The sequence below is a fragment of the Desulfothermus naphthae genome (genome assembly GCF_054657475.1).
On record NZ_BAAHYQ010000001.1, the window covers coordinates 1,569,359 to 1,588,163 of the forward strand.

The window sequence follows — 18,805 nt, forward strand, 5'->3', positions numbered from 1 at the left end:
CGACGCAAAAACTCTAGTCAGCACATTTAATTATTACTCCTCTTCCTCCAATGAAAATTCTTCCTCTGACTCAGCATCTTGACCTTTTGTTTCTATCTTATGTTCGGTCTTTTTAGGTGGTGGTAGCTCTTTTCCTTCCATTATAAGACTAAGTTCTTCACCAGTTAAGGTCTCTCTCTCTAAAAGGTATTTCACGATTATATGGATTTTGTCTTGATTTGAAGTCAGTATATCTCTTGCCTTATCATATGCATGCTTAACTATTTTAATAACTTCCCTGTCTATTAATCTAGCTGTTTCTTCGCTATAGTGTTTGTGTTGTACAAGTTCTCTTCCTAAAAATACCTCTTGTCCATTTTCTCCAAGGGCAATTGAGCCAAAGGTTTCGCTCATACCCCACTCACATACCATCTTCCTTGCCATCTTTGTAGCCCTATCTAAATCATTGGATGCACCTGTGGTCATTTCATTTAAAAACATCTCTTCAGATACCCTTCCGCCCATAAGAACTGCGAGGGTGTCTTCTAAATATGCCTTTGTATAGTTATGGCGATCATCTAATGGAAGCTGCATAGTTACGCCCAAGGCCTGGCCCCTGGGAATTATAGAGACCTTGTGTACAGGATCTGCATTTGGAAGGACTTTAGCCACCACTGCATGTCCTGCCTCATGGTATGCGGTAATCTTTTTTTCTTCTTCACTCAATATAACGCTCCTTCTCTCTTTTCCCATAAGCACCTTGTCTTTGGCCTCTTCAAGGTCTTCCATCTCTATCTTATCCTTATTTTTCTTAGCAGCAATCAAAGCAGCTTCATTTACCATATTCTCTAAATCTGCTCCAGAAAAACCAGGAGTTCCCCTTGCCAGGACTTCTAGATCAACTTCTTCAGACATAGCAACCTTTTTTGCATAGATCTTTAATATCTCCAGCCTTCCCTTGAGGTCAGGATTTGGAACCACTACTTGTCTGTCAAACCTGCCAGGTCTTAAGAGTGCAGGGTCTAAGACATCTGGTCTATTTGTAGCAGCAATTAAAATAACACCCTCATTGGTTTCAAACCCATCCATTTCAACCAGAAGCTGGTTAAGGGTTTGTTCCCTTTCATCATGGCCTCCACCTAAACCAGCTCCACGCTGTCTGCCAACTGCATCTATTTCATCAATAAATATGAGGCATGGTGCGTTTTTTTTCCCCTGCATAAAAAGGTCCCTTACCCTGGCTGCACCAACACCTACAAACATTTCTACAAAGTCAGAACCAGATATAGAGAAAAAAGGAACTCCTGCTTCTCCTGCAACCGCCCTAGCGAGCAAGGTCTTTCCAGTTCCAGGGGGACCAACAAGGAGAACTCCTTTAGGAATCCTTCCTCCAAGCTTGGTAAACTTCTTTGGATTCTTTAAAAACTCAACAATTTCTTGAAGTTCTTCTTTGGCCTCCTCTACTCCAGCCACATCTTTGAAAGTGACCTTATTATTATCCTCTGAAAGAAGTCTTGCTTTAGATCTGCCAAATGAAAAGGCCTTACTACCACCAACTCCCCCCTGCATCTGTCTCATGAAAAATATCCATACTCCAATTAGTAAAAACATTGGAAACCATGACACTAGAAGGGTTATATACCAGGGAGAGTCCTCCTTTGGCTTAACATCCACGGCTACACCCCTTTTAAGTAAAAGGGGAATTAGCGAATTATCATTATTTGGAATATAAGTTACAAAAGAGTTGTTATTTATCAATTTACCAATCACTTTTTCCCCTTCAATCCTCACAGCAACAACATCTCCTTCCTTCACTAACTTCACAAACCCTGAATAGGGAATCTTCATTTGTGCAGGCACAGGCTTATTGAACATATTAAACAGGGCAATTAAAACCAGAGATATTACTATCCAGACAACTAAATTTTTCCCAAAGTTATTCAAACTAAAAACCTCCTTATTTTTGAAATATACATAAAATTATTTTCATTAAGAATCAATCCATGGAACTAATTATACTATTTACTTTTTTATTAAAAGTAGTTAAATATTTTTTTTGAGCGGAAGCGTTACGTCACCGGTGTGGCGCCTGGACTTCAAATCCAGTGGGCGGCCGAGAGGTCGCCGGTAGGTTCGACTCCTATACGCTTCCGCCATTTTTTTTATTTGTAAGCCATTTTTTTCCTATCTCTATTTGGGCCTCTACAGACTCAAACCCAGTTGACCCAAATACCTTACGCCTTGCAACCCCATTTTTATACTCAAGGACATTATACACATCTTCGTCTATTAGACCAGAAAATTTTTTAAATTCTTCAATTGACAATTCTTCTAAAGTTTTATTTTTTTCTTCTGCATAAGCAACCAATGATCCACTTATATGGTGTGCTTCTCTAAATGGTACCCCTTTTACAACTAAATAATCAGCAAGCTCTGTTGCATTTAAAAATCCCTTATTCAAGGCCTCTTTCATATTCTCTGGATTAAAAATTATTTTATCAAACATCCTTGCCATAACAACAAGGGACATTGAAACTATCTTGTCTGTATCTAAAAAGGGCTGCTTATCCTCTTGCATATCTCTATTATATGCAAGGGGCAGAGATTTCATTAAACCAAGCAGAGAAAAGAGATTTCCAAAACTCCGTGTACTTCTGCCCCTCATGAGCTCACATATATCTGGATTCTTTTTCTGGGGCATAATTGATGAACCTGTGGCAAACTCATCTGGCAGAGACACAAAACCAAAACAGGGATTTGCCCAAAGTATTATTTCTTCGCAAAGTCTGGATAAATGCATCATTATGACTGCGCCAACAAAAAGTGCTTCAATAACAAAATCTCTATCTGAAACAGCATCTAAACTGTTTGAAAAACGGCTATTTAACCCTAACTCTTTTGCCACAAAATCAGGATCAATCTCATAGGTTGTACCAGCAAGGGCTGCTGCACCAAGGGGAGAAACATCAACCCGTTTTTTTACCTCCTCTATCCTCTGAACATCCCTTTTAAACATTTCCACATATGCTAGGATGTGATGAGCAAGGGAGATTGGCTGAGCAGGCTGTAGATGGGTATATCCTGGCATTATAACATAGATATTTTCTTCTGCCCTTTTTAAAAATACACTAATCAACTCAAGCAAGGCCTCTTTCCACAAGGATAACCTACTGGATACAAAAAGTCTAAAATCAAGGGCCACCTGATCGTTTCTACTGCGAGCAGTATGTAATTTTTTCCCCACATCACCAACCAGTTCTGTAAGTCTCATTTCTATATTTAAATGCACATCCTCTAGTTCTTGTCTCCAGGGGAATTCTCCTCTTTTAATCTCTTCCTTAATCTTTAAAAGTCCGCATATAATCTTATCTCCTTCTTCTTTGGTTAATATCCCCTGTTTCATTAGCATCTTGGCATGGGCAATGGAACCCTTAATATCAAACTCAGCAAAGTGTTTGTCTATCTCAATAGATGCACTAAAATCAAGAACAAGCTTATCAATATCTTGCTTAAATCTGCCCTTCCACATAAAGTTATTATCCCCTTTTATTTAAAAAGCCCATATCTAGCCATTAGTCTAAGTCCCTGTAACCTTATAAATCCTGTGGCATCCTGTTGATTATATATCTCATCTTCCTCAAAAGTTACCAGCTCTGGATTATAGAGAGAATTTGGAGACTTTCTGCCAATTGGATAAACTCCACCCTTATACAACTTTAATTTTACAGTGCCTGTGACTTTTTCCTGTGTTTTGTCAAAAAAGGCCTGTAAAGCCTCCCTTTCTGGAGAAAACCAAAAACCATAATAAATCATCTCAGAATATCTGGGAATAAGTGTATCTCTAATATGCATAACTTCTCTATCTAAACAAATTCCCTCTAAATCCCTGTGAGCAGTATAAATTACTGTACCACCAGGGGTTTCATATATACCTCGAGACTTCATACCAAGGAATCTATTTTCTACCATATCAATCCTTCCAATACCATGTTTTCCAGCGATTTCATTTAATTTCAAAATAAGCTGAGCAGGTGAATATGGTTTACCATTTATTGCTACAGGGTCTCCTTTGTCAAAATCTAAGGTAATGATTTCAGGTTTATCAGGGGCCTCTTCTGGGGGAGTAGTTAAAAGATATGTGTACTTTGATCCTTCTTTCCAGGGATCTTCTAGCTCACCCCCTTCAAAACTAAGATGCAAAAGATTTCTATCACAACTATATGGTTTTTCCTTGGTTACAGGGACTTCAATTCCATTTTCCTTTGCATAATTTATAAGATCACTTCTAGATTTTAAATTCCATTCCCTCCAGGGCGCTATAATTTTAAGGTCCTTAGATAAGGCCATAACTGATAATTCAAATCTTACCTGATCATTTCCCTTTCCTGTTGCTCCGTGGGCAACTGCGTTTGCATTCTCTTGTTTTGCAATTTCAACCATCTTTTTAGCAATAAGTGGTCTGGCCAAAGATGTACCAAGAAGATATCTACCTTCATATATTGCCCCTGCCCTGAATGCAGGAAAAACATATTCCTTTGCAAATTCCTCTTTTAAGTCAACCACATAGGCCTTTTGTGCTCCAGTTCTTATTGCCTTTTCTTCTATTCCCTTAAGCTCTTCACCCTGACCTAAATCAGCGGTAAAAGTTATTACCTCACACTTATATGTGTTTTTTATCCATTTTAAAATAACAGATGTATCAAGTCCTCCAGAATATGCCAAAACTACTTTTTTAACTTTCTCCATACATCCTCCGAATATATTTTTTATCTCCAGTTATTAACCAACTTAAGAAAAAATCCACTCTAAGATAGCCTTTTGCATATGCAACCTGTTTTCAGCCTGGTCCCATACAATGGACCTTTGGCTTTCAATAACATCTTCAGTAATTTCTTCACCCCTGTGTGCAGGTAAACAATGCATAACCTTTACATCTTTTTTGGCATAAGAGAGAAGTGTCTCATTTATCTGATATGGTAAAAAGGCCTTTAATCTATTTTCTCTCTCTTGTTCCATTCCCATGGATGTCCAAACATCTGTGTTTATAAAATCTGCATCTTTTGCAGCTTCTATTGGATTATAGGTAAATTTTATTTTTGCTCCATTTAAAATAGCATCATCTAATATTTCTTTTTTTGGTTCATATCCTTTGGGAGTAGATACATATAACTCAAATGGAAGATATATAGCAGCGTTTATCCATGAATGCGCCATGTTGTTTCCATCGCCAATCCATGCAATCTTTAATTTTGAAAAATCATCTGTTCTCTCAAAAATGGTAAGCAAATCACTCATAACCTGACAGGGATGATATAAATCACTTAAGGCATTTACAACAGGTATAGAAGAATATCTGGCCAATTCTTCTAGTTTTTCCTGTCCAAATGTCCTGACAATCATAAGGTGTGCATATCTTGATATAACACGTGCAGTATCTTTTATAGGCTCTCCTCTACCAAGTTGTGAATCTTGTGGAGTCATAAATAATGTGTATCCACCAAGTTCTTTTACAGCTATTTCAAAGGATATCCTGGTTCTGGTAGATGGTTTTTCAAAAATCATTACACCACAACAACCATTTAATATAGACATCTTGGCCCTTTGTTTCTTTATCAATAATGCCCTTTCTAATATGTCATAAATATTTTCCTTTGGAAGGTCTTTTATGGTTAAAAAATGCTTCATGATATTCTCCTTAAATTATATACATCCTTCACCTTTGATATGATCTAGTATTGAATCTGTTGTATAATACATAACATCACCATGTTGAAAACCACAAAGATGAAGTATTCCATGAACAATCATTCTATAAAAATATTCTTTTGGATCCTGCCTATACAAATTGGATTCTCTTTTAATTGCATCAATTGAGACACAAATACTTCCCAAAAAATCTTGTTCATCTCCTGGAAAACTCAAAACATTAGTTGGACCTTCTAATTTTAAAAAATCTTTATTTAATTTTTCAATCTCTGCATCTTTTGTCAATTTGACCTCTAAATAACCCTTGGCATCAATAAATTCACAGATCTTTTTGATACATTTTTTTAAATTTCTCATATCCAGCAAAAATGGGATAATTTTATTATAATCAAGAATTATTTTTATTTTGGTATTTCTCATAGGCATCAATTATTTCACCAACCAGCTTATGTCTTATTACATCTTTTTTTGAAAAATAGATAAATTTTATTCCTTTGATATCTTTTAATACCTTTTCAGCTTCTACAAGACCTGAGGTCTTATTCATTGGTAAATCTATTTGAGTAACATCACCTGTAATAATTGCCCTTGATCCATAGCCCAATCTTGTTAAAAACATCTTCATTTGTTCTGAGGTGGTATTTTGGGCCTCGTCTAAAATAATAAATGATCTATTTAATGTCCTGCCCCTCATAAAGGCAAGGGGAGCAACCTCTATTACTCCACTATCCATCAGTTCTTGAACCTTTTTAAAGTCCAACATATCGTGGAGTGCATCGTATAGGGGGCGTAGATAAGGATTTACTTTTTCCAGTATGTCCCCTGGCAAAAATCCAAGTTTTTCCCCTGCCTCAAGTGCTGGTCTGGTTAAGATAAGTCTCTTTACTTTTTTTTGCAACAAAAAGGACACTGCCATGGCCACTGCAAGATATGTCTTTCCTGTTCCAGCAGGCCCTATTGCAAAAACAACTTCACTATCTCTGATTGCATCTAAGTATTCTTTTTGAATAATAGTTTTAGGAGAGATAGTTTTTTTGGGAGATATAGCAAAAAATTTTTCTTTAAAGAGTTTGCCTAAATCAGCACTGGGATAATTTTCAAGATAAGTTAGGGCATAGTCAAAGTCAGGGGGATGGACTGTAAAACCGTGTCTTAAGAGCTCATACATCTGTATTAAAAAATTACAGGCAATATCCACTTTTTCTCTATTCTCTGAAGATAAAAACAACTTGGTTCCCCTGGACGATATTTCTACCCCAAGCCTTTTGGTCAAAAATTTGAGATAATTTTCCTGAGGACCAAAAAGTTGTTGCGCCAATATAGAATCTTTAAATTCAAGTTCCCTATTTATCACCCTATATAACACCTCCTCTAAATTTATATTTTACTTAAAAAATATTTTTTTCTATAAATATAGAAATAATTTTTAAGGAGGAATCTTTCAATGGACTGGAAGCTTTTTTTTACCACATTCTGGATAGTATTTTTAGCTGAGCTTGGCGACAAGACCCAGTTAACTGCCATGGTCATGACAGCCAAATCACACAAGATATGGACAGTGTTTTTATCTGCTTCCTTGGCGCTAATATTAGTTACTTTATTAGGCGTCCTAATTTCAGATGCTTTGGCATCATTTGTACCTGAAGACATTATTAAAAAGGTCTCTGGTGTTTTATTTTTGGTAATAGGAGTTTTGATACTGTTAAATAAAATCTAAAAAATCATCCTCCAACTACATACATACCCTGTATTCCATTGCCTTGTTTGGATATTAATTCACTCCCTATGGGCTTTTTGGCCACAGCATTTTTCATTATTCTATACAAAAACCTATCTCCTAATTTAGGATTCCTTAAAATTGGTTTTAAGTCATAGGCCTTTTCAGCAAAAAGGCATGTCCTTAACATGCCATTGGCTGTAATCCTAAATCTATTGCATGTGTGACAAAAATGATTAGAAAGGGGAGAAATTATACCTATTTTACCTAATCCTCCCTGAATTTTATACATCCTTGCTGGCCCTTTTGCATTTTCTTTAGGTTCATCTCTAATCAAAGAATATTTTTTCTTTATAGTAGATAAAATATCTTTTGTAGAATAAAAATATAAGTCCATTTGATCTTTAGACATTGATAGATCCATAAATTCAATAAATCTCACGTGAACAGGATTTTCATATGCAAATTTTGCAAACTTCAAAATCTCATCTTGATTTATATTTCTCAAGGCCACTACATTTATCTTTGTCATAATCTCCGCATCTATCAAATCATAAATAGCATTAATAACCCTGTGATGAAGATCCATTCCTGTTATTTTAAAAAATTTTTTTCTATCAAATGTATCTAGAGATACGTTTATGGCCTTTATACCTATTTTTTTCAAACACAAAATTGTATTTTTTGTAAAGAGGGTTCCATTGGTAGTTATCCTAAGATCTAAACCTGGAAAGGTATTCAACAGGAGTTCTAAGAGATTTAAGAAATTGCGCCTCACAAAAGGCTCTCCCCCTGTGAGTCTAACCTTTTCTATCCCAAGCATTAAACCAATTCTAACAAGTTTTACAATTTCTTCAAATCTCAGGATCTCTTTATGTGGAAAAAATTTAAAATTTTTAACAGGAGAACAGTAAATACATCTTAAATTACATCTATCAGTTACACTTACCCTGAGATAACTAACCCTTCTGACATTTTTTTTGTTAATGGTATTATTTTCCATTAAAAAATCCTCAATTTTTCCTCAATAGCTGGGTCTAATTTTAATCTAAAGGAATACAAAACTTTAGTAACATCAACTTCACCTAATCCCATCCCTTTTTTCTTTTTTACATATCTTACTTCTGTGCCTATTACTTCTGCATAATTACTTTCTTTTTGATAACTTGCAAGTCCAGCTAAAATGGCGGCCTCTTTTAAAGTGGTGTCAGGAATTTCCATTTTGGGATTATCTCTTACAAGGATCACATGTGACCCAGGTCCATTTAATGCGTGAAACCACAGATCATGTGGTCTTGCACCAATACTTAAGAGTTTGTGATTGGCCTCTTTGTTTTTTCCCCTTACAATCAAAAAACCATCACTACTTTTATATATCTTTACCTTTAGTTTTGCAAATCTAGATGGCAGGCTAATATCTTTTACTATCTTAAATTCATCTGAACCAAGTTCCACACCATGGGATGATTTATTTATATCTTCAGTCAAAAATTTTTCTCTTTTTAAAAGGGACATAAGTCCTTTTTTCCCTTTTTTGGCCCGTTGAAACATATATTCCATATTTTCTTTGACACTTAGTGCTGGATCAAGGTCTATCTGAACCTTTGTTCCATCAACCAATGTAAAGGTTATACTGGGAAGATGTGCATTAGAATCTATGTTGTGCAAATTTTCTTTTATAATCTGAGCCTTATGTTCCAGAGAAATCCATTTCTCTAGCTTTTCCCTCTCTTTTTTAAGCCTTTTTTCTAACCTCTTTTTTCTTTTGTTTGAAGAGCCATTTATTTTTTGTTTGTTTATAATATACCATCCATAATATTCTGCTGCATCAAGGGGGGAGTCAAACACTAATTCTTTTTCATATTCAGGGTCTTCTAAGGGCCAAAGGGAGAGCAATATTCCTTTATTTTTGTCACTCTCGTACACATAAAATTTATCTATTTCACCAGATATAAGTTTGGAATACCAAAACTTTTGTTTAGAGAGATCTTTTAACTTAATCAGGGAATACCTTAAAGGTGAGGTTATATGTGGATAAATCTTATAAATATCCCTATTTGTCAAAATTTCATCTAAACTCGGCCATATAATTTCTCTTTGTTCAATAGGATTTTTGGATAGTAATTTTAGTCCAGACCTTAAATCAAAAAAAATCCACCCCACTTCACTTGAGGTGCGCTCTATTTTGAGGGATAATTGACGATTAGGCCAGTCATAAGATACATCACTTATCCAGAAGTTTAAGACCCTTTTTCGCCACCAGGAGACTTCACTAGAGGGTTTTAGGGAATTTTCAGGTTTGTTTTTGGAAAAGAACAAAAAATTATCTTTGGTATCATAAAAAAATATTAAATGTACTTTGGAGGAGAGTTTAAATATCCACAGCTTGTTTACAGGATTGTATATTTTTTCTATCCTGGCAGACTTTAAAAACTTAAGCCCATCTTTTAATAAAAATCTAAAAAAATTTGCATCCATTCTAAATTATAAAAAATAACCCCTTTGCTTATCTTCCTTTGCGCAATCTTTCTTCTTCTTCCTGTTTATTTTTACATTCAATACAAAGGGTAGTCACAGGTCTTGCTTTTAGACGGGCAATGCTGATTTCTCCACCGCATGCTTCACAAATTCCATAGGTACCGTTTTCAATTCTTTCAATTGCCTCGAGGATCTTTTTCTTGAGTTTTCTTTCTCTATCCCTAAGACGCAGGGCAAAGAACTGCTCTGATTCAACTGATGCCCTGTCAGCAGGATCAGGATAGCTTGATGATGAATCCACCATCTCTTCTATTGTCTGCTTGCCCTTCTGTTCTATCTCTTCCAACATTTTTTCCAGTTGATTCCTAAAATATTTTAAATCTTCCATTGTTAACACTTTTTCACTCCTAGCTAAAGAATTTTATTAGCATTTGATTTTGAATTTTCATATAGGATAATTATTATAAAATCAATAAAAAAACATCATCTCATCCAATTCTTAGTTTATCCTCTCACGTGGAAGAAGTGTTTTGATAATGATATAAGGAGGTTATTTTTGGAAGAGTGTGTAAAGTGATAGAAAATAAAAGATGCGGGAGCTATAAGCTCCCATATTAATTTTTTATGCTATTCCAAGTTTGAATTTCAAAGCACGGAGTGTATTTTTCATAAGCATTGTAATTGTCATTGGACCTACGCCACCTGGAACAGGTGTGATCCAACCAGCTATTTCTTTAGCTGCCTCAAAATCAACATCTCCCCTTAAGATTGGAACCATTTTATTTGGATCTTTCTTACTTGGTTTTTCTCCAACCCTATTGACTCCAACATCTATTACACAGGCCCCTGGTTTGATCCATTCAGGTTTTACAAGGCCTGGCACACCTGCAGCAACGATCAAAATATCTGCTCTCTTACAATGGGAAGCCAGGTCCTTAGTTGCTGTATGTACCACAGTAACAGTTGAATTTGCGCCTCTACCTTTTTGCATCATCATAACGGCAATTGGTTTTCCAACAATATTGGACCTACCAACAACAACCACTTCTGCACCTTTTGTCTCCACTCCAGACCGAACAATGAGTTCCTGAATACCAGCTGGCGTACATGGTGGAAACTTTACTTCGTCGCCTCCGATCATCAGCCTTCCAACGTTTACAGGATGAAAACCGTCAACATCCTTATCTGGGTCAATGGCATTTATTACCTTTTTTTCATCAATGTGTTTTGGAAGAGGGAGTTGTACTAATATTCCGTGAATACTGTCGTCTTTGTTGTATTTATCAATTAAATCAAGTAGTTCTTTTTCTGAGATGTCTGCTGGCCTTGTGTCCTGGACTTCGTGGAATCCAAGGCGTTTTGCAGTTTTGATTTTAAGGGTTACATAAGAGACTGATGCTGGGTTGTCTCCAACCAAGATAGTTACAAGTCCAGGTACCACTCCATGTTTTTCTTTGATTTCTTTAACTTCTTGTTCAATTTCTGCAAGGATCTCTTCTCTAATTTCTGTTCCTTTAATTAATTTGGCTGTCATAAAAAACTCCTTTTTAAATTTTGTTAATATCAAATTTTTATAGCGACCCAAAACTCCGTTTTTTAGTCACTGTTAAACCTTAAAATTTTTTCTTGTCAAGGAGTAAACTGGATTTAATTTTATATAGATAAGATTTGGGCTTTTTAGAAGAAAAAATTTAAACTCCAATGTATCCTTGCTTGATTGTAAGGTCCTTATGCTATATCATTCAAAAACATTTTTGAAAAGGGATAGTTAAAAAAATATGGAAAAGGTCCATCAAGATTATTGTCTTCTCTGTGGTAAGTGTCTTGAAGTTTGTCCGGTTTTTAATGTAACCCAATTGGAGGAATATTCTCCCAGGGCAAAGGCCTTTGTCTATTCTCAGATACAAAAAAAGGGTCTTGATATAAAAAATGTTGATAGAATTTTAGGCAATTGTGTCGGATGTTTAAAATGTTATGATGTTTGTACACAGGGGATCAATATCCCAGATAAGGTCGCTAATATAAGGTCTTTATCTCCTACTTTTAAAAGATGGATTTATTTAAAAATAGTAAAATATTTGCCTGAGTTATCTCCATTGATAAAGAATGGATTCAAAATAAAAGATATAATTCCCCATTTAAAAAAAATAAAAGAGCTTGGAAATTTTTTTGAAAATAGAAATAAGAAAGGTCTTTTTAAGATAAATGTGTTTAAAAATAAAAAACAAAAACAAAGGGCAATTATTTTTGGAGGTTGTGTAGGGACTTACTTAAAAAAAAATTGGCTTGAGGCTGCATCTAATATCGCAGGATTATTTTATAATGTAGAAGGTATACTTGAATGGGAGTGTTGTGGATATCCCATGTTTTTTGCTGGTGATATAAAAGGTGCTAGAGAAGTTTTTAATTCTAATGTAAAACTCTGGCAACAACTTGGAAATCCCAAAATACTCGTATTTTGTGCTACATGCTGGTCATATTTGAGAAAAAATGCTTCACTTATTGAAGATAAAATTCTAAGAGATAATTGGCTAAGCTCTCTTATATATATGACAGAACTTTTTGGAAATATTGAAAGTATAGAGATTACTGAAAATTCTCACAAATTTCTTTTTCATAAGCCATGTCATTTAGAAGATAAATTATACAAGAATTTCTTGGAATTTTTGGATAGTTTTAAAATTAAATATAGATTACTTAGTGATTGTTGTGGTTTTGGAGGATGCACAAGGTTGGAAAATCCTACATTGTGTGATAGATTAGGTGAAAGATTTTGGAAAAATGTAGAAAAGGACGAAATAATTGTATCTGGGTGTTCTGGATGTATTATGCAATTTTGTCTAACTGGCGATTTTAAGCGAGTCTATCATTGGTTAGAATTATTTTATGTGTAAATAAATTTTTTTGAGGAGACAGATATGTTTTTCTTAGATTTTTTGGCAAAAAAGATCTTTGGAACAAAGAATGAGAGATATTTAAAGTCTATTCGTCCTCTAGTGGACAGGGTAAATAGCTTTGAACAGGAGATGGTCAAATTAAAGGACCATGAATTTCCTGCAAAAATAAATAAATACAGAGAAGAAGTTGAAAAAGGAAGGAGTTTAGATGACCTTTTGCCTGAAGTGTATGCACTTGTTAGGGAGGCGGCAAAAAGGACATTGGGCATGAGACATTTTGATGTGCAGGTAATGGGGGCAATTGCCCTTCATCAGGGAAAGATTGCAGAAATGAAGACTGGTGAGGGAAAGACATTAGTTGCCACTATGCCCCTTGTTTTAAATAGTCTTGAAGGAAAGGGTTGCCACCTGGTCACTGTAAATGATTACCTGGCAAAAAGAGATGCTGAATGGATGGGGGAGATCTATAAATTTTTAGGACTAACCGTTGGGGTGATTTTGTCCAATATGGAAGATGAAGAGAGAAAAGAGGCATATAATTGTGATATCACATATGGGACAAACAATGAATTTGGTTTTGATTATTTAAGGGATCACATGAAATTTTATCCAGAACAGCTTGTTCAAAGGGACCTTCACTATGCAATTGTTGACGAAGTTGACTCAGTCTTAATTGACGAAGCCAGGACTCCGTTGATCATTTCAGGTCCTGCAGAGGAATCTACAGCCCTTTATAAAAAGATCAATGCAATTATTCCAAAACTAAAAAAAGATAGAGACTTTACAGTAGATGAAAAGTACAAGACTGTGATGTTGACAGAAGAAGGTGTGATGAGATGCGAAGAGATATTGGGCCTTGATAATCTATTTGATCCCAAAAACATAACCTATCAACACCATATTTTGCAGGCATTAAAGGCCCATTATTTGTTTCAAAGGGATGTGGATTATATTGTAAGAGATGGAGAAGTCTTAATTGTTGATGAGTTTACAGGCAGGGTTTTGCCTGGCAGAAGATATAGCGATGGACTCCATCAGGCCTTAGAGGCAAAGGAACGGGTCAAGATTCAAGAAGAAAATCAGACTCTGGCCACTATCACATTTCAAAATTTCTTCAGGATGTATAAAAAATTAGCTGGTATGACGGGAACTGCTGATACAGAGGCAGTGGAATTTAAAGAGATCTATAACCTAGATGTTGTTGTTATCCCAACTAACAAGCCAATGATAAGGATTGATTATCCAGATGTTATATATAAGACCCAGAAGGAAAAATTTGATGCCATTATAAAAGAAATAGTTGATCTCCATAAGCAGGGAAGACCAGTATTGGTTGGAACAACCTCTATAGAAAAGTCTGAACTCATTTCAAAGAGGCTAAAAAAACTAAAGATCCCTCATGAAGTGTTAAATGCAAAACACCATGAGAGGGAAGCAGAGATTGTGGCCAAGGCAGGTGAAAAAGGAAGGGTCACAATTGCCACAAATATGGCAGGTAGGGGAACTGATATAAAACTAGGTGAAGGGGTAAGAGAGCTAGGTGGTCTCCATATTCTGGGAACAGAGAGACACGAATCCAGGAGGATAGATAATCAGTTAAGGGGAAGGGCAGGAAGACAGGGAGATCCTGGTAGCTCAAGGTTTTATCTCTCCCTGGAAGACGACCTTTTGAGACTCTTTGGATCAGATAGAATCTCTTCACTTATGGATAAACTTGGAGTCGATGAAGGACAACCTATTGAAAACAAATTAATTTCAAAGGCAATAGAGAATGCCCAGAGGAGGGTGGAAGAGCAAAACTTTGAAATAAGAAAACAACTTTTAGAATATGACGATGTGTTAAATCAGCAAAGATTGGTTATATACCAAAAGAGAAAAGAATGGATGGTAGCTGAGGATTTAGAACCAACTGTTTTTGAATTTATAGATGACCTTATAGAGGATATTTATTTTGAGGTAGAGCAAAAAAAGAATAAATCAAAGGATGAGGATATTGAGTTTGTAAATAAAAAGCTCATAGAAGTTTTTGGATTAGATAGATACATTGAGTTAAAAAAAGATTCCTTTCCATCTAAAGAGGAGGTAAAAAAAGAGGTTGAAAAGATTATTAAAGAGTTAAAAACAAAGGCAGGAGAACACTATCAAGATATACTCAGGTTCTTTTTGCTTGAAAATTTAGACAGGTTCTGGAAAGAGCACCTTCTTAATATGGATTATCTGCGGGAAGGAATAGGCCTTAGAGGTTATGGTCAAAAGGATCCAAAACAGGAATATAAAAAAGAAGGCTTTGAATTATTCCAGGAAATGTTATATCTTTTAAAGGAAAATACTATTAAGGCCCTAACTCACATAAAATTTCAAGAAGTGTCTGAAGAAGACCTAAGACATGAGGACCAGACAAAGGATTTAAGATACTCTGATAATACAGAAGAAGCGCCAAAAAGAACACCTTATAGGAGAAAGGGAAAAAAGATTGGGAGAAATGATCCCTGCCCCTGTGGCAGTGGCTTAAAATATAAAAAGTGTTGTGGAAGATAATGAAATATGGAGTATTAGATATGCAAAAGGGTGTAGACAAGGACCTTGTTTTAAAAAGAACTGTTGATTTGTTATTTGAAGTGGGGATGTTAAAAAAGACCCCAAGGACTGGATATCAGTTTTTGGGATCTGGTTCAGAAAATGTTGCAGAACATTCCTATAGGACTGCAATTATCGGTCTTATCCTGGGTATAAAGGAGAAGTTAGACTGGAAAAAAATAGTGCTTATGTGTCTGTTTCATGATTTACACGAGGCGAGAACTGGTGATTTTAATTACGTGTATAGGAGATACAACAAGGCAAAAGAGAACAAGGCAATATCTGATGCACTGAAAAATACCCCTTTAGAAGATTTGGTACTACCTTTGCTTACAGAACTTGAAGAGGTAAAATCAAAGGAAGCTGAAATTGCACAAGATGCAGATCAGTTAGATCTTATATTAAATTTAAAAGAACAGATGGACCTTGGAAATCCCTATGCTGAGACATGGATAAAATATGCACTTGAAAGGCTCAGGACAGATGCAGGACGTAAGTTAGCTGAAAAAATATTGGAAACTGATCATACAGATTGGTGGTTTCAAGGAGTAGACAAAGATTGGTGGGCAACAAAAAACGGCAAAAAATAAAATGGATATGTAGTGCAATTTTGTGTTCTTTGGTGCTCCACCTATGTTTTTTTGTGATAAGTTCTATTAAATTTTCAAAAAAAGATTTAATACTGACATTATATAATGTATCCAGAAAAAGTAACAGTGCAAAGAGCTCAATTATAAAGAAAGATAGAGTTAAAAAATTTTCAATTACAACTTATACATATGAAGAGAAAAGTATTAAAGGCAGGCTCTTAAAAAATCCAATAAAGGATGAGAATCTGGCTCTTGCATTAGAGAATTTAAAAAAAAAATTGATTTACTTTGGAAAAACAGTGTAATTGACACCACTGGTTCGGTTTTGGTCACTGTTAAAATTAATCCAGATGGTAGGGTGCAGGATATTGTTTTAAACTCTATTTTGGGAGATGGAAAATTGTCAAATATAGTTATTTCATTGATAAAACAGGGTGAACCATATGTAAATGTAATGAGATCCTTTAACCTACCCCTAAAATTTCAGCTATATTTTGAGGTAGCTGAGTCTGATGAGCCTGAATAAAGTTTTTTAGATTGGAGGAAAAATGAAAATAGCAGTAATTTCAGATACCCATATGTCAGTTCCAAATAACATTCTTATTAAAGAATTTGAATCCACTTTATTTGATATGGATGCTATATTCCATCTTGGTGATTATACCCATGAAGATGTATATTTGTATTTAAATTCTCATCCCAGATTTTTTGGTGTGTGCGGCAATATGGACTTTGGATCATGGACCCAAAATATACCTTCACAGCAAGAGATAAAATTAAATAATATAAAATTTGGTTTTTTGCATGGATATGATCTTGACTTTTCCAACATTGAAAGAGATATTAAAAGTAGGTTCTCTGATGATGTAAATTTTTTGTTCTTTGGACATACACACAAACGTTTTTTCAAAGAGGTTTCTAAGACAAAGTATATTTTAAATCCTGGCAGTTTTACATATGCTAAAGGGAATCCAAAAGGGTATGCAATTCTGGAATTTAATGATATTGAGCATATAAAACTTGAATGGAAAAACTTATAAAAAGGAGGACAGATTATGGCAAAAGAAGAAAGTATTGAAGTAACAGGAATTGTAAAAGAGGCCTTGCCCAATGCAATGTTTAAGGTAGAGTTAGAAAATGGTCACGAAGTATTAGGTCATATCTCGGGCAAGATGAGAAAATATTATATTAGAATCTTGCCAGGTGATAAGGTCAAAGTAGAACTTTCGCCTTATGATTTAACTAGGGGAAGGATTGTATATAGGTACAAGTAAGATTTATTCAACGGCCTTTTCAATGGCAAAAAATACCTTGGGCTGGTTTTTTAAGCTACCAATTATTTTTAAACGATATCCAAAGGTAATGTAGATGGGACCAGGTGCCCCAAAATCTTTGGGCTCTAGTTTAAATTCAAAGAAGAGCCCTTTATTGTCTATTTTTTGAGGGGAGTAGACATTAATGTCCTGGGCCAATACCTTCCCAAACTTATCACAAATGTATATTCCTAACCACAATTCATCTAGGGTGTCTCCCCAGGGGGGCAATTTTTCTCTTCTTGGATATGCAAATCCTTTTACATAAAAATTACTTCCCCTTTGATAACATGTGTAGTGAAATTCAATGTATTTCATGGTTAAAATCTGGGATTGATTGGTTAGTAAGCGATTCTTTTTTAGATGTAATACCATTGGAGTTGAACAAGAATTAAGTAAGATAATTAAAAATAAGATTAATTTATTTTTTTTCATCTTGGTTCTCCTGATACAATCATCTCTGCAAGTGTATGATCTACTTTTTTTAAAGGATTTTTTAAAAGTTTTTTAAATCTTTTTTCTAATTCTGCTAACTTAATATAAAATGGAGTTCTATCCATTACAGGGAAATAGGGCATATCTTTAGTTATTTGTACACATCTATAGCATCCAGAAAATTTTTTCATAACTCCATCTGGCATTTTCACAACATTTGGAATACCATGCAATCTACATATCATGAGCCTGTATTTGTAGAGAATACATTTTCCATTTTCATTTAAAGGACACATTATTTTGATAGGTTCATTTTGTAATAATTTTTTTTCTGCAACTTTAACATATTCTTTTGCTCTCATAAAAATTTCTTTTTGTTTAGTATCTGATAAAGACTTTAACCCCTTATATAAATATGCCCATTCAATATGTGTATGATGCTGAAAATAAGTTGTACAACAGTTATTTTCACAACCATCACAGCTAAGACCAATTTTATTTGCAATATCATTATATGTTGATTCCATATGATTATATAACTTTTCTAATTGAAGAAATAAATTTTGCTTTTGTTTTAAAGTGAGAATTTTACTTTTTTTCTTATTTTTTTTCATGTTGTATCCAGTTTACAATTTTTTCAATGCATTGATTTACACTTAATTTGTCAGTATCTACTACAAAATCGCAATAACTTTGGTATAAGGGTGTTCTTTCTCTATATAAGTCTGATAAATCCTGACCTTTTTCTATTACAAGTCCACGTTCTGGATTTTTTGCTATACGGTATTTAATTTCATCTAAGCTACATCTTAAATAAATTACTGGTCCTAATTTTTTTAGGTATTTCATTGCATCTTTACTATAAACAACGCTTCCACCAGTTGCAATTACGCACTTATTGACATATAAATTTAAAACAATAAATTCTTCGGCTTTTAAAAAATTTTCATTTCCCAGCCTATCTCTTATCTCTTGTAGAGATGTGCCAAACCATGATTCGATTAACAAGTCTGTGTCAATCCAGGTAAAGTTCAGTGTCCTGGCAAGCTTTTTCACAATTGTTGACTTGCCAGAACCTGGCATGCCAATTAGAGAGATATTTGAAAGGGTCAT

Annotated in this window: 21 protein-coding genes and 1 tRNA gene; 9 read left to right on the forward strand and 13 right to left on the reverse strand. The window is 34.8% G+C overall.

Features of this window, described 5'->3' with window-relative positions; genetic code table 11:
• Positions 1-33: 33 nt before the first annotated feature.
• Entirely contained in the window at positions 34-1,923 is a 1,890-nt protein-coding gene (gene ftsH, locus ACYQ1E_RS07615; RefSeq protein ID WP_459877394.1) for an ATP-dependent zinc metalloprotease FtsH, read from the reverse strand.
• Between the two features lie 118 nt (positions 1,924-2,041).
• Here ftsH and ACYQ1E_RS07620 point away from each other — a divergent pair.
• A tRNA-Sec gene (locus ACYQ1E_RS07620) sits at positions 2,042-2,135 on the forward strand.
• Here ACYQ1E_RS07620 and argH read toward each other — a convergent pair.
• Genes argH through ACYQ1E_RS07645 form a run of 5 tightly spaced genes read right to left on the reverse strand, consistent with a single transcriptional unit; the run spans position 2,120 to position 7,039 of the window.
• Positions 2,120-3,508, reverse strand: coding sequence for an argininosuccinate lyase (gene argH / locus ACYQ1E_RS07625; protein WP_459877397.1), 1,389 nt, complete (start codon positions 3,506-3,508; stop codon positions 2,120-2,122). The genes ACYQ1E_RS07620 and argH overlap by 16 nt on opposite strands.
• Positions 3,509-3,525: 17 nt before the next feature.
• The gene (locus ACYQ1E_RS07630) at positions 3,526-4,725 is read right to left on the reverse strand and encodes an argininosuccinate synthase (RefSeq protein ID WP_459877400.1); all 1,200 of its coding nucleotides are present in this window, start codon (positions 4,723-4,725) and stop codon (positions 3,526-3,528) included.
• 42 nt (positions 4,726-4,767) lie between these two features.
• Positions 4,768-5,667, reverse strand: a complete 900-nt coding sequence (gene argF / locus ACYQ1E_RS07635; protein WP_459878492.1) for an ornithine carbamoyltransferase — start codon at positions 5,665-5,667, stop codon at positions 4,768-4,770.
• A gap of 12 nt (positions 5,668-5,679) precedes the next feature.
• On the reverse strand, positions 5,680-6,105 hold the full coding sequence (gene ybeY, locus ACYQ1E_RS07640) for an rRNA maturation RNase YbeY (protein WP_459877403.1): 426 nt from the start codon (positions 6,103-6,105) through the stop codon (positions 5,680-5,682).
• Positions 6,074-7,039 (reverse strand): PhoH family protein, encoded by a 966-nt coding sequence (locus ACYQ1E_RS07645; RefSeq protein ID WP_459877406.1) that lies wholly within the window; start codon positions 7,037-7,039, stop codon positions 6,074-6,076. Before ACYQ1E_RS07645 ends, ybeY begins: the two co-directional genes overlap by 32 nt.
• A 90-nt stretch (positions 7,040-7,129) precedes the next feature.
• On the opposite strand from ACYQ1E_RS07645, the gene ACYQ1E_RS07650 reads away from it, so the two are divergent.
• On the forward strand, positions 7,130-7,402 hold the full coding sequence (locus ACYQ1E_RS07650) for a TMEM165/GDT1 family protein (protein WP_459877409.1): 273 nt from the start codon (positions 7,130-7,132) through the stop codon (positions 7,400-7,402).
• Between the two features lie 4 nt (positions 7,403-7,406).
• On the opposite strand, the gene moaA is transcribed toward ACYQ1E_RS07650, so the two are convergent.
• The 4 genes from moaA to folD all read right to left on the reverse strand — a co-directional run bounded on the left by moaA (position 7,407) and on the right by folD (position 11,414).
• Positions 7,407-8,405 (reverse strand): GTP 3',8-cyclase MoaA, encoded by a 999-nt coding sequence (gene moaA / locus ACYQ1E_RS07655; RefSeq protein WP_459877412.1) that lies wholly within the window; start codon positions 8,403-8,405, stop codon positions 7,407-7,409.
• Entirely contained in the window at positions 8,405-9,880 is a 1,476-nt protein-coding gene (locus ACYQ1E_RS07660) for an NFACT RNA binding domain-containing protein (RefSeq protein WP_459877415.1), read from the reverse strand. Before ACYQ1E_RS07660 ends, moaA begins: the two co-directional genes overlap by 1 nt.
• Positions 9,881-9,908: 28 nt before the next feature.
• Positions 9,909-10,268 (reverse strand): RNA polymerase-binding protein DksA, encoded by a 360-nt coding sequence (gene dksA, locus ACYQ1E_RS07665; protein WP_459878495.1) that lies wholly within the window; start codon positions 10,266-10,268, stop codon positions 9,909-9,911.
• A gap of 234 nt (positions 10,269-10,502) precedes the next feature.
• Positions 10,503-11,414: a bifunctional methylenetetrahydrofolate dehydrogenase/methenyltetrahydrofolate cyclohydrolase FolD gene (gene folD / locus ACYQ1E_RS07670; RefSeq protein WP_459877418.1), complete on the reverse strand. Its 912-nt coding sequence runs from the start codon at positions 11,412-11,414 to the stop codon at positions 10,503-10,505.
• A 244-nt stretch (positions 11,415-11,658) separates the two neighbouring features.
• Between folD and ACYQ1E_RS07675 the strand changes: the two genes are divergently transcribed.
• Genes ACYQ1E_RS07675 through infA form a run of 7 tightly spaced genes read left to right on the forward strand, consistent with a single transcriptional unit; the run spans position 11,659 to position 17,218 of the window.
• Positions 11,659-12,774: a (Fe-S)-binding protein gene (locus ACYQ1E_RS07675; protein WP_459877421.1), complete on the forward strand. Its 1,116-nt coding sequence runs from the start codon at positions 11,659-11,661 to the stop codon at positions 12,772-12,774.
• Positions 12,775-12,798: 24 nt separating this feature from the next.
• Entirely contained in the window at positions 12,799-15,315 is a 2,517-nt protein-coding gene (gene secA / locus ACYQ1E_RS07680) for a preprotein translocase subunit SecA (RefSeq protein WP_459877424.1), read from the forward strand.
• Complete coding sequence (locus ACYQ1E_RS07685; protein WP_459877426.1) at positions 15,315-15,944, forward strand: HD domain-containing protein; 630 nt, start codon at positions 15,315-15,317, stop codon at positions 15,942-15,944. The genes secA and ACYQ1E_RS07685 overlap by 1 nt, the downstream gene beginning before the upstream one ends.
• 53 nt (positions 15,945-15,997) lie before the next feature.
• Positions 15,998-16,249: a hypothetical protein gene (locus tag ACYQ1E_RS07690; protein WP_459877429.1), complete on the forward strand. Its 252-nt coding sequence runs from the start codon at positions 15,998-16,000 to the stop codon at positions 16,247-16,249.
• 20 nt (positions 16,250-16,269) lie between these two features.
• Entirely contained in the window at positions 16,270-16,470 is a 201-nt protein-coding gene (locus tag ACYQ1E_RS07695; RefSeq protein ID WP_459877432.1) for a hypothetical protein, read from the forward strand.
• A gap of 22 nt (positions 16,471-16,492) precedes the next feature.
• The gene (locus tag ACYQ1E_RS07700; RefSeq protein ID WP_459877435.1) at positions 16,493-16,984 is read left to right on the forward strand and encodes a metallophosphoesterase family protein; all 492 of its coding nucleotides are present in this window, start codon (positions 16,493-16,495) and stop codon (positions 16,982-16,984) included.
• Positions 16,985-16,999: 15 nt separating this feature from the next.
• Positions 17,000-17,218 carry a translation initiation factor IF-1 gene (infA, locus tag ACYQ1E_RS07705; protein WP_459877438.1) on the forward strand — a complete coding sequence of 73 codons (219 nt, stop codon included), beginning with the start codon at positions 17,000-17,002 and terminating at the stop codon, positions 17,216-17,218.
• 3 nt (positions 17,219-17,221) lie between these two features.
• Here the strand turns inward: infA and ACYQ1E_RS07710 are convergent, their stop codons facing one another.
• The 3 genes from ACYQ1E_RS07710 to thrB are packed head-to-tail and all read right to left on the reverse strand — an operon-like array spanning position 17,222 to position 18,805.
• A complete protein-coding gene (locus ACYQ1E_RS07710; protein ID WP_459877441.1) occupies positions 17,222-17,692 on the reverse strand; it encodes a hypothetical protein in 471 nt (156 codons plus the stop codon).
• Positions 17,689-18,306, reverse strand: coding sequence for a hypothetical protein (locus tag ACYQ1E_RS07715; RefSeq protein WP_459877444.1), 618 nt, complete (start codon positions 18,304-18,306; stop codon positions 17,689-17,691). Before ACYQ1E_RS07715 ends, ACYQ1E_RS07710 begins: the two co-directional genes overlap by 4 nt.
• A complete protein-coding gene (gene thrB / locus ACYQ1E_RS07720; RefSeq protein ID WP_459877447.1) occupies positions 18,293-18,805 on the reverse strand; it encodes a homoserine kinase in 513 nt (170 codons plus the stop codon). The genes ACYQ1E_RS07715 and thrB overlap by 14 nt, the downstream gene beginning before the upstream one ends.

Bases quoted from the DNA above. Each gene is read 5' to 3' on its own strand.
- ybeY (WP_459877403.1), bottom strand. From the start codon at position 6,105: ATGAGAAATACCAAAATAAAAATAATTCTTGATTATAATAAAATTATC.
- argH (WP_459877397.1), bottom strand. From the start codon at position 3,508: ATGTGGAAGGGCAGATTTAAGCAAGATATTGATAAGCTTGTTCTTGAT.
- ACYQ1E_RS07715 (WP_459877444.1), bottom strand. From the start codon at position 18,306: ATGAAAAAAAATAAGAAAAAAAGTAAAATTCTCACTTTAAAACAAAAG.
- ACYQ1E_RS07700 (WP_459877435.1), top strand. From the start codon at position 16,493: ATGAAAATAGCAGTAATTTCAGATACCCATATGTCAGTTCCAAATAAC.
- folD (WP_459877418.1), bottom strand. From the start codon at position 11,414: ATGACAGCCAAATTAATTAAAGGAACAGAAATTAGAGAAGAGATCCTT.
- ACYQ1E_RS07650 (WP_459877409.1), top strand. From the start codon at position 7,130: ATGGACTGGAAGCTTTTTTTTACCACATTCTGGATAGTATTTTTAGCT.
- secA (WP_459877424.1), top strand. From the start codon at position 12,799: ATGTTTTTCTTAGATTTTTTGGCAAAAAAGATCTTTGGAACAAAGAAT.
- ACYQ1E_RS07630 (WP_459877400.1), bottom strand. From the start codon at position 4,725: ATGGAGAAAGTTAAAAAAGTAGTTTTGGCATATTCTGGAGGACTTGAT.
- ACYQ1E_RS07675 (WP_459877421.1), top strand. From the start codon at position 11,659: ATGGAAAAGGTCCATCAAGATTATTGTCTTCTCTGTGGTAAGTGTCTT.
- ACYQ1E_RS07685 (WP_459877426.1), top strand. From the start codon at position 15,315: ATGAAATATGGAGTATTAGATATGCAAAAGGGTGTAGACAAGGACCTT.
- ACYQ1E_RS07660 (WP_459877415.1), bottom strand. From the start codon at position 9,880: ATGGATGCAAATTTTTTTAGATTTTTATTAAAAGATGGGCTTAAGTTT.
- dksA (WP_459878495.1), bottom strand. From the start codon at position 10,268: ATGGAAGATTTAAAATATTTTAGGAATCAACTGGAAAAAATGTTGGAA.
- moaA (WP_459877412.1), bottom strand. From the start codon at position 8,405: ATGGAAAATAATACCATTAACAAAAAAAATGTCAGAAGGGTTAGTTAT.
- infA (WP_459877438.1), top strand. From the start codon at position 17,000: ATGGCAAAAGAAGAAAGTATTGAAGTAACAGGAATTGTAAAAGAGGCC.
- thrB (WP_459877447.1), bottom strand. From the start codon at position 18,805: ATGACCCTTTCAAATATCTCTCTAATTGGCATGCCAGGTTCTGGCAAG.
- ACYQ1E_RS07710 (WP_459877441.1), bottom strand. From the start codon at position 17,692: ATGAAAAAAAATAAATTAATCTTATTTTTAATTATCTTACTTAATTCT.